The organism is Photobacterium lipolyticum (assembly GCF_003026475.1).
GTDB lineage: Bacteria > Pseudomonadota > Gammaproteobacteria > Enterobacterales > Vibrionaceae > Photobacterium > Photobacterium lipolyticum.
In genome coordinates this window covers 20,659-27,374 of the sequence record NZ_PYMC01000029.1, presented here as the reverse complement: position 1 = coordinate 27,374, position 6,716 = coordinate 20,659, and the positions used below count along the sequence as shown (strand labels likewise).

The window sequence follows — 6,716 nt, the reverse complement described above, 5'->3', positions numbered from 1 at the left end:
TGGAAGAAAATGATCCTTCCATTGAGTGCTTGGGGGGAGTCACATCAGGCGACTGGAATGAAATGTTCCCTGATTCAGTTGCATACTACAACGAATCGAATCCACAACCGGACTTTGAGTTGTTAATTGAAAAAGTAAAAAAGGTCTGGGTTGACATAGCATCTTCGGGCTATCCAAGTGATTCTGTCAGTGCCATCAAATGTCCGACACTTGTGATGCGCGGTGATGATGATTTCTTGTTTTCTTTGCGTGAGGCAATTGAATTAGTAGAAAAAATTGAAAACTCAAAATTCATGAATATCGCATTTGCTGAACATGAAGCGCATAAGGAATACCCTGAAGTTTGTCGCTCAGTAATAAATAAATTCTTGATGTAACGTGTTAAAAACATAACAAAACAATCAAGGTGATGCATTACACTCGGCATTTTTGGTTTGGAGTTTAGTGCGCTTGGCTAGTTCAGAGTTGGCACACCTTATTGTAGGCGTTAAGTTGCAGCCGAAAAAAGAGGTTACATGGAAGGGGAAATAGTACGTTGGAATGATGAGCGAGGTTTTGGTTTCATTAGTAGCCACGGAATGAAAGGAGATATTTTTGCTCACGTATCGAAGTTTCAAAAAGGTTACCGAAGACCAAAAGTTGGTGATTTGGTTGAGTTTCAAATTGAACTGAAAGACGGTAAAAAACGTGCTCATTCAATTGTGATTCAAGGTGTAGAACCGTTGAAAGAAACAAGTAATACCATATCAATTATTTTAAGCGGATTATTTATTATTGCGTTGGTATTTGCCGTATACACATTTCTGATAGAACCAAGATTCTTCCCTAATGTTGAAGGTCTGGGTTTTAGCTGCCAGGGAAAAACACATTGTAGTCAAATGACTTCATGTGATGAGGCAAGGTTCTATTTGGCTAAATGCCCTGATGTACAAATAGATGGCGACCATGATGGTGTGCCGTGTGAGAGCCAACTGTGCAGTTGGTGACAGGCAACTTAACAAGGCCATCAAGGTGATGCGTTTTACTCGGCATTTTTGGTATGAGGTTCAGCGTGCTTTGTTGGTTCGGTGGGGCACACCTTATGGCAGGCGTTACATGCCAGGTTTTTCTAAGGTTTTTGGTTTCGGTGCGGGTTGGTTTTCCTGTTGTCCCGCGATGATCGTAATGCAGAAAGTGTCGTTCATCGTCAATGCGGTTTGAGCACCGAGGTTTCCAACTTCTTTGGTCTAAAATGCATTGTCGAACTCAAATTCTTGAAACCGCATTATTGAGTTCCGGGCTGGCACGTTGAAATTTTCGTGGTTACTAAGTTGCGGAAATCACTTTGCCAAAAGAGTATTTTACTTGTTGTGATTTCGGTGTCCGGTTTACATCCGGCTCCGCGTTGGTTGATAATTTTTCGTCAGCCTCGGTGGGGCGGCCAAGCCGCATTGAATTTAGCGTCAGCATGTAACAATGCAATCAAGGTGATGCGTTACACTCGGCATTTTTGGTATGGAGTTCGGTGCGCTTTGTTGGTTCAATGGGGCACACCTTATTACGGGCGTTATGTGTAATCGAAAGTAAGGAGGCTTTCATGATCAATAAACATCAAGGTTCATGTCTTTGTGGTAGTGTGAAGTATGAGCTTTTAGGTGATTTCCAGTCCTTCTTCTTGTGTCACTGTACTCGTTGCCAAAAGGACACTGGTTCTGCTCATGCTGCTAATCTGTTTGCTAAAGCCAGCACGTTGACTTGGTTGCAAGGTGAATATGACGTTAAAACCTATCAGTATCCAAACTCATTGCATGCAAAAAGCTTTTGTCAACAATGTGGGTCTGCACTTCCCACGATCGCTGAAAGTATTAACAGTGTAGTGGTTCCAGCAGGCAGTCTCGATAGCCCTGTTTCAATTATGCCTACCGCTAAAATCTTTGCTGGTAGTAGTGCAAGTTGGTCTGCGAATTTAGGTGATGTACCCAGTTATGAAAAACTACCAGGGCAAACTAAGAGTTAAACACATAACAAGGCAATTAAGGTGATGCGTTACACTCGGCGGTTTTGGTACGGAGTTCAGTGCGCTTTGCTGGTTCAGTGGGGCACACCTTATTGCAGGCGTTAAGTTTTTAAGGAGGCCAATTGGAAGCTGGAAGAAAACCAAGAATTAAAAATCGGCAAAAGATGAATGTTTCCTCTTTATCGCTAGATAAAGAAGATCTTCGTCGTTTCTGTGACATTCTTCAGGAAAGAGCTAATGCAGCGGCTGAAATTGAAGTCGGATTATTTGAGCAAAACAACCAGACTGATGAGCAGTATGCTGAAAACATTAAAACTTTACGTGAGTCTTTCCTGTTGCGAGTAACGATTGCAGGAAAAGATGGTGAAGAACTTTGGGGACCAATCGATGAGGTGTTTTGCTCAGTAAACTATCCTGAGCAAGTTAAATCATTATATGTTGATAGTGAGTCAACATTGAGATATGCGCACAATTACTACCCACATAATACGTTTAAAATTTTCTTCGACTTTAGTAAGCCAAGAGTTTTTGACCTTTCGCTGCTACCAAGTACTGGAACTCCAAATGAGTCAAATGTTGAAGTTAATGGTTATGATGCGACCTGGGTAAATGGTGTTTTCAGTGAAATAAAAAAATTCTTAGATAATCGCTCATCGAAAATGTCTTTTGTACACAATCACAGTGTTTATGATGTATTACTTTGGATTTTAGGTTTCCCTTTATCGTTTTGGGTTTGTAGTAAACTATCTAGCACTATAGAAGAAGCTGTTGTTGATAATGCGTTCATAAATAGTGCGTTATATTTATACACATTTGTTGCAACTCTCTTTATTTTTAGGGTCTTGTTCCATTATTTAAGGTGGGTGTGTCCCCTCGTAGAATATCGATGTAAAGGTAATTTAATGCTAGCACATCGAGCATTGTTTTCTATCTTGAGCGTTGGGTGGTTTGGACAATTTCTATATGACATAGCTAAGTGGATAATAAAAACTTAACAAAGCAATCAAGGTGATACGTTACACTCGGCGGTTTTGGTATGAGGTTCGGTGTGCTTTGCAAGTTTAGTTGGCGTACACCTTATTGCAGACGTTAAATGTGGGCGCGTAGTATTTTGTCGGTTCCGCGAGCCGCAATTTTGACATTGTTGGTTATGGTTATTTCCTCGCAAATTGCGGTGATGCTTTCGCGCATGAAGAGTAACTTCAGCGTCGTATGCCAGAAGTTCAGTGATCTTTTGGCTTTTTGGTTTACCGCAATCACCGCCATTAAGTCAGCAAATTGGTTTCAACGGCTTGCCGCAATCGAAATTTTTATGATATAGAATTTACTCCGTACAAATTGCGGCATTGAAGTTCATCAAAGGATAGTTTTGCGAACCGGTGCCTCTGGCTTCGGTGCATGTCGCCTGGAATTTCATCTAAGCCATTGAGTTGGCAGCGTGTTGTGAAGCCCACACTTAACAATGCCATCAAGGTGATGCCTTACACTCGGCATTTTTGGTACGGATTTCAGTGTGCTTTGCTGGTTCAGTGGGGCACACCTTATGGCGGGCGTTATGTATTTTAGAGGAATCAATATTGATAAAAGGTAATGGAGTAAATCTTAGGCACATTGAGTCATCGGAGCTTGATGATGTATTACGTCTAATGAATGATGTTGAGCTTAAAGGAGATTTCGCAAGAACCTTAATGAGGTCACCAATAAAATTAAAGCGGGAATTTGAACTTAATGGTCTATCTTCTGAATCAAACGAGACATTAGTCATTGTCAATCAATCCAATCAGATAGTTGGAACTATAGTACATTTTTTAACAGTGCCTTATTCATCAGCGAGAGAGCTAGGTTTTTCGATATTTGACACCAATAATCAAGGAAAAGGTGTTGCTACAGAAGCTGTGAAATTGTTAACAAAGTACTTATTTCAAAGCCAACCCATAAATCGTATACAAATTTGTATGCCTGTTATTCATGAAGCCTGTGAAAAGATAGCTATTAACTCTGGCTTCATAAAAGAAGGCATCATCAGAGAATCAATCTTTGTTAAGGGCAAGTATTTGGATACCTGCATGTATTCAATGCTGCGAAGTGACTTTGAAAACAATACATAACAAACGACTATGGCGTCAATATGTTAATTTAAGCTGTTTTTGCATCCCATAAAACGCCATCTCTCAGCATCGAATTTAGGATGACAACCATCTTCCTTACGCAGGCAATGATGGCCACTTTTTTGGTTTTCCTTCAGCTAGAAGCCGTTGATAGGTCGTCTTAAAAACAGGGTTACATTGCATAGCAGACATCATTGCCATGTAGAGAACGGTTCTGACCTGGGCCCGACCGCCCTGTATTTTCCTGTGTCCTTTATAGCGTCCACTTTCCCGGTTCATGGGGGCGACGCCGACGAGGGCTGCAGCTTGTTTGTTGGTGATATAGCCGAGCTCAGGAAGGTTGCTAATGATAGATGCGGAGGCAATTTTCCGATACCGGGCATGCTTTGTAGTATTTCATTTTTGGCCTGATATTCAGGGCAGCTTTCAATTAGTGCGACGATTTTCTTTTCTGTTTTTTCGATCTGATTTTTGAATGCTGTCAGGATTGAAAAACGCCGTTACCTAACATTGGCGTTGTTGTGAGTTGGTCAATTTCAGCAATACATAGAGCCTAAATTTCTCTAGGCCCTTTTTTAGTGATAGTAAGTGGAATTAAAACTACTTAACTATAAAAGGCCTCAACAGTTCCCTTTAGCGTAATCAGAAGAGGTTGTCCGCGACGGTCCAACGCTTTAGGTGATGGAATTTTTACCCAACCTTCACTAATGCAATATTCCTCGACATCGAAACGCTCTTTGCCGTTAAGTCGAATACCAATGTTGTGCTCGAAGCATTCTGCCACATGGTGTGGGCTACGAGGGTTACCCGAAAGGCGATCTGGTAAAGCTGGTTGCGATTTAGTGTTGTTCATGTTCGTGACTTGTAGTAAATAAAAAGTGCGCTATTGTAGACAATATAGGCCTACAGCATCAAGAGGTGCAGGAATAAATCGTGTTGATGTTCGTATCTACTTAAACGGTAAACACGTAATAATTTTCGTGATTATAGTTTTGAATTTGTTTGTCTTGAGGCGTGTTTATGTCATGGATGTTTCGCAATGTCATTCAGTTCATTGCATCATGGCAGGCAAGCTGCTTTGATAAAGTCGAAACGGTCGGGTATAAAAAAATCAAGGTGATGCATTACACTCAGCGGTTTTGGTTTGGAGTTTTGTTGTTGTTGCAATGGAAGCAATGATCTGTTGCCGATAAGAGCGCTGGACTAACTGATCACCGTCGTGCAGTTCCAGTTTCTCACCGACATACTGATGCGGCCCTTCAAGCAGCGCTCGGTTACAGTGGTTCACTTCATAACTAATAATCAACGGTCATGCAGGAATTAATCGGCATGCCCATTCATGGAGATCTGATTAATGATTGTCACAATTATTGCTGTAACTAATATGAAACTAACTAATATTAAAATAAATTCTAATTGGACAAATATCACCTATGAGCAAGCAACATAAACAATGGTACGAAGAACTATTTGAAAACTACGGCAAGCACTATGATCAGGAGTGCTTTACTCAAGGTACTTTAGGTGAGTGTGACTTTATCGAACAGGAGTCAGCTCACAACAAACAGCTTCGGATTCTCGATATTGGTTGTGGCACTGGCCGGCATGTAATTGAACTGACCAAACGCGGTTACACCAATGTGATGGGGGTAGATCTCTCGGGTTCTCAAATTGTGCGAGCAAAAGAGAAAGCAGCCGCAGAACAGTTAGATATCGACTTCAGGGTTGCTGATGCGCGTAACCTACGGTTTAATAGTGAGTTTGATCTTATCATCATGCTGTGTGAAGGTGGTTTTCCGTTGATGGAAACAGACGAAATGAACTTTGAGATTCTGCGGAACGCGAGAGATGCGCTGGCCGAAGGTGGTAAGCTGATCTTCACGACTCTCAACGGACTGTACCCAATCTTTAATTCTGTTCAAGAGTTTATGAATGAACAGAAAGAAGAAGGTAATGCGAGCCTTGATAAGCTGAAGTTCGACCTTATGACTTTCCGTGTTATATACAAACATTTTAACAATTTGTTTAGCGAGTGAGTGAATGAATGCTATGGCATATATAGATTTGCGCTAGGCCATCATAACAAACCTGTTTTACATAAATGCTATAGAATGTAAAGGATGATCTAGTGTCAGATCATTTCACTTAAATCATGCTTCAAATTCCCCATTATTCTTTACAAAATCCCGAGTTCTTCCTGCCTGTTTAATTGGGTAGCGTCAGCGGCATTTGGCAATCATGGGCTATCACTGAAGGTTGCTCTTGCTACGCGCGGGCTTTGCGGGGTGGCATTCAATGGCTTCTTTCAGTAAGTGCAACTTAACTCGTTAATGGGCATAGTGCCTTCGGCTCTATGCACTATTTATCTGTTGATAAGGCCCTGATTTAGCTTGCATTCCCCAGTTACGAACAAAATCAGTGGAACTGGTTCAACGAGTGATGATGAATAGCCATGTGGTACGAGCTCGATTGCAGATACGAGGTCGATTGCTCTGACTCACTTTTGCCCCAAAGCAATTTACGTTTCAATATCGGTATACATTCTTGCCTACCTATTCGGAACATTTTTACTAATGCGGCAATATCATGCGCGTTGACAACAGTCTCATGGA

At 41.3% G+C, this 6,716-nt stretch carries 8 protein-coding genes and 1 pseudogene; 6 read left to right on the top strand and 3 right to left on the bottom strand.

Annotation, left to right across the window (positions count from 1 at the left end; genetic code table 11):
- The 5 genes from C9I89_RS22615 to C9I89_RS21790 form a co-directional block, all read left to right on the top strand.
- A partial coding sequence (locus C9I89_RS22615) for an alpha/beta fold hydrolase (protein ID WP_170107758.1) occupies nucleotides 1-377 on the top strand: 377 nt, incomplete at its 5' end.
- A gap of 138 nt (nucleotides 378-515) precedes the next feature.
- Nucleotides 516-986: a cold shock domain-containing protein gene (locus tag C9I89_RS21820; protein ID WP_107285434.1), complete on the top strand. Its 471-nt coding sequence runs from the start codon at nucleotides 516-518 to the stop codon at nucleotides 984-986.
- Between the two features lie 590 nt (nucleotides 987-1,576).
- Nucleotides 1,577-1,996, top strand: coding sequence for a GFA family protein (locus C9I89_RS21810; protein WP_107285433.1), 420 nt, complete (start codon nucleotides 1,577-1,579; stop codon nucleotides 1,994-1,996).
- Nucleotides 1,997-2,118: 122 nt separating this feature from the next.
- Nucleotides 2,119-2,991, top strand: coding sequence for a hypothetical protein (locus C9I89_RS21800; protein WP_211315293.1), 873 nt, complete (start codon nucleotides 2,119-2,121; stop codon nucleotides 2,989-2,991).
- 582 nt (nucleotides 2,992-3,573) lie between these two features.
- Nucleotides 3,574-4,104: a GNAT family N-acetyltransferase gene (locus C9I89_RS21790; protein WP_170107757.1), complete on the top strand. Its 531-nt coding sequence runs from the start codon at nucleotides 3,574-3,576 to the stop codon at nucleotides 4,102-4,104.
- A gap of 28 nt (nucleotides 4,105-4,132) precedes the next feature.
- On the opposite strand, the pseudogene C9I89_RS21785 reads toward C9I89_RS21790, so the two are convergent.
- The 3 genes and pseudogenes from C9I89_RS21785 to C9I89_RS21775 form a co-directional block, all read right to left on the bottom strand.
- A pseudogene (locus C9I89_RS21785) lies at nucleotides 4,133-4,592 on the bottom strand (transposase); the annotation flags it as partial.
- Nucleotides 4,593-4,708: 116 nt separating this feature from the next.
- Complete coding sequence (locus tag C9I89_RS21780) at nucleotides 4,709-4,957, bottom strand: DUF3297 family protein (protein ID WP_107285430.1); 249 nt, start codon at nucleotides 4,955-4,957, stop codon at nucleotides 4,709-4,711.
- 258 nt (nucleotides 4,958-5,215) lie between these two features.
- Entirely contained in the window at nucleotides 5,216-5,410 is a 195-nt protein-coding gene (locus C9I89_RS21775; RefSeq protein ID WP_107285429.1) for a hypothetical protein, read from the bottom strand.
- A 127-nt stretch (nucleotides 5,411-5,537) separates the two neighbouring features.
- Between C9I89_RS21775 and C9I89_RS21770 the strand changes: the two genes are divergently transcribed.
- Nucleotides 5,538-6,140, top strand: coding sequence for a class I SAM-dependent methyltransferase (locus C9I89_RS21770; protein ID WP_107285428.1), 603 nt, complete (start codon nucleotides 5,538-5,540; stop codon nucleotides 6,138-6,140).
- The last annotated feature ends 576 nt before the right edge of the window (nucleotides 6,141-6,716 follow it).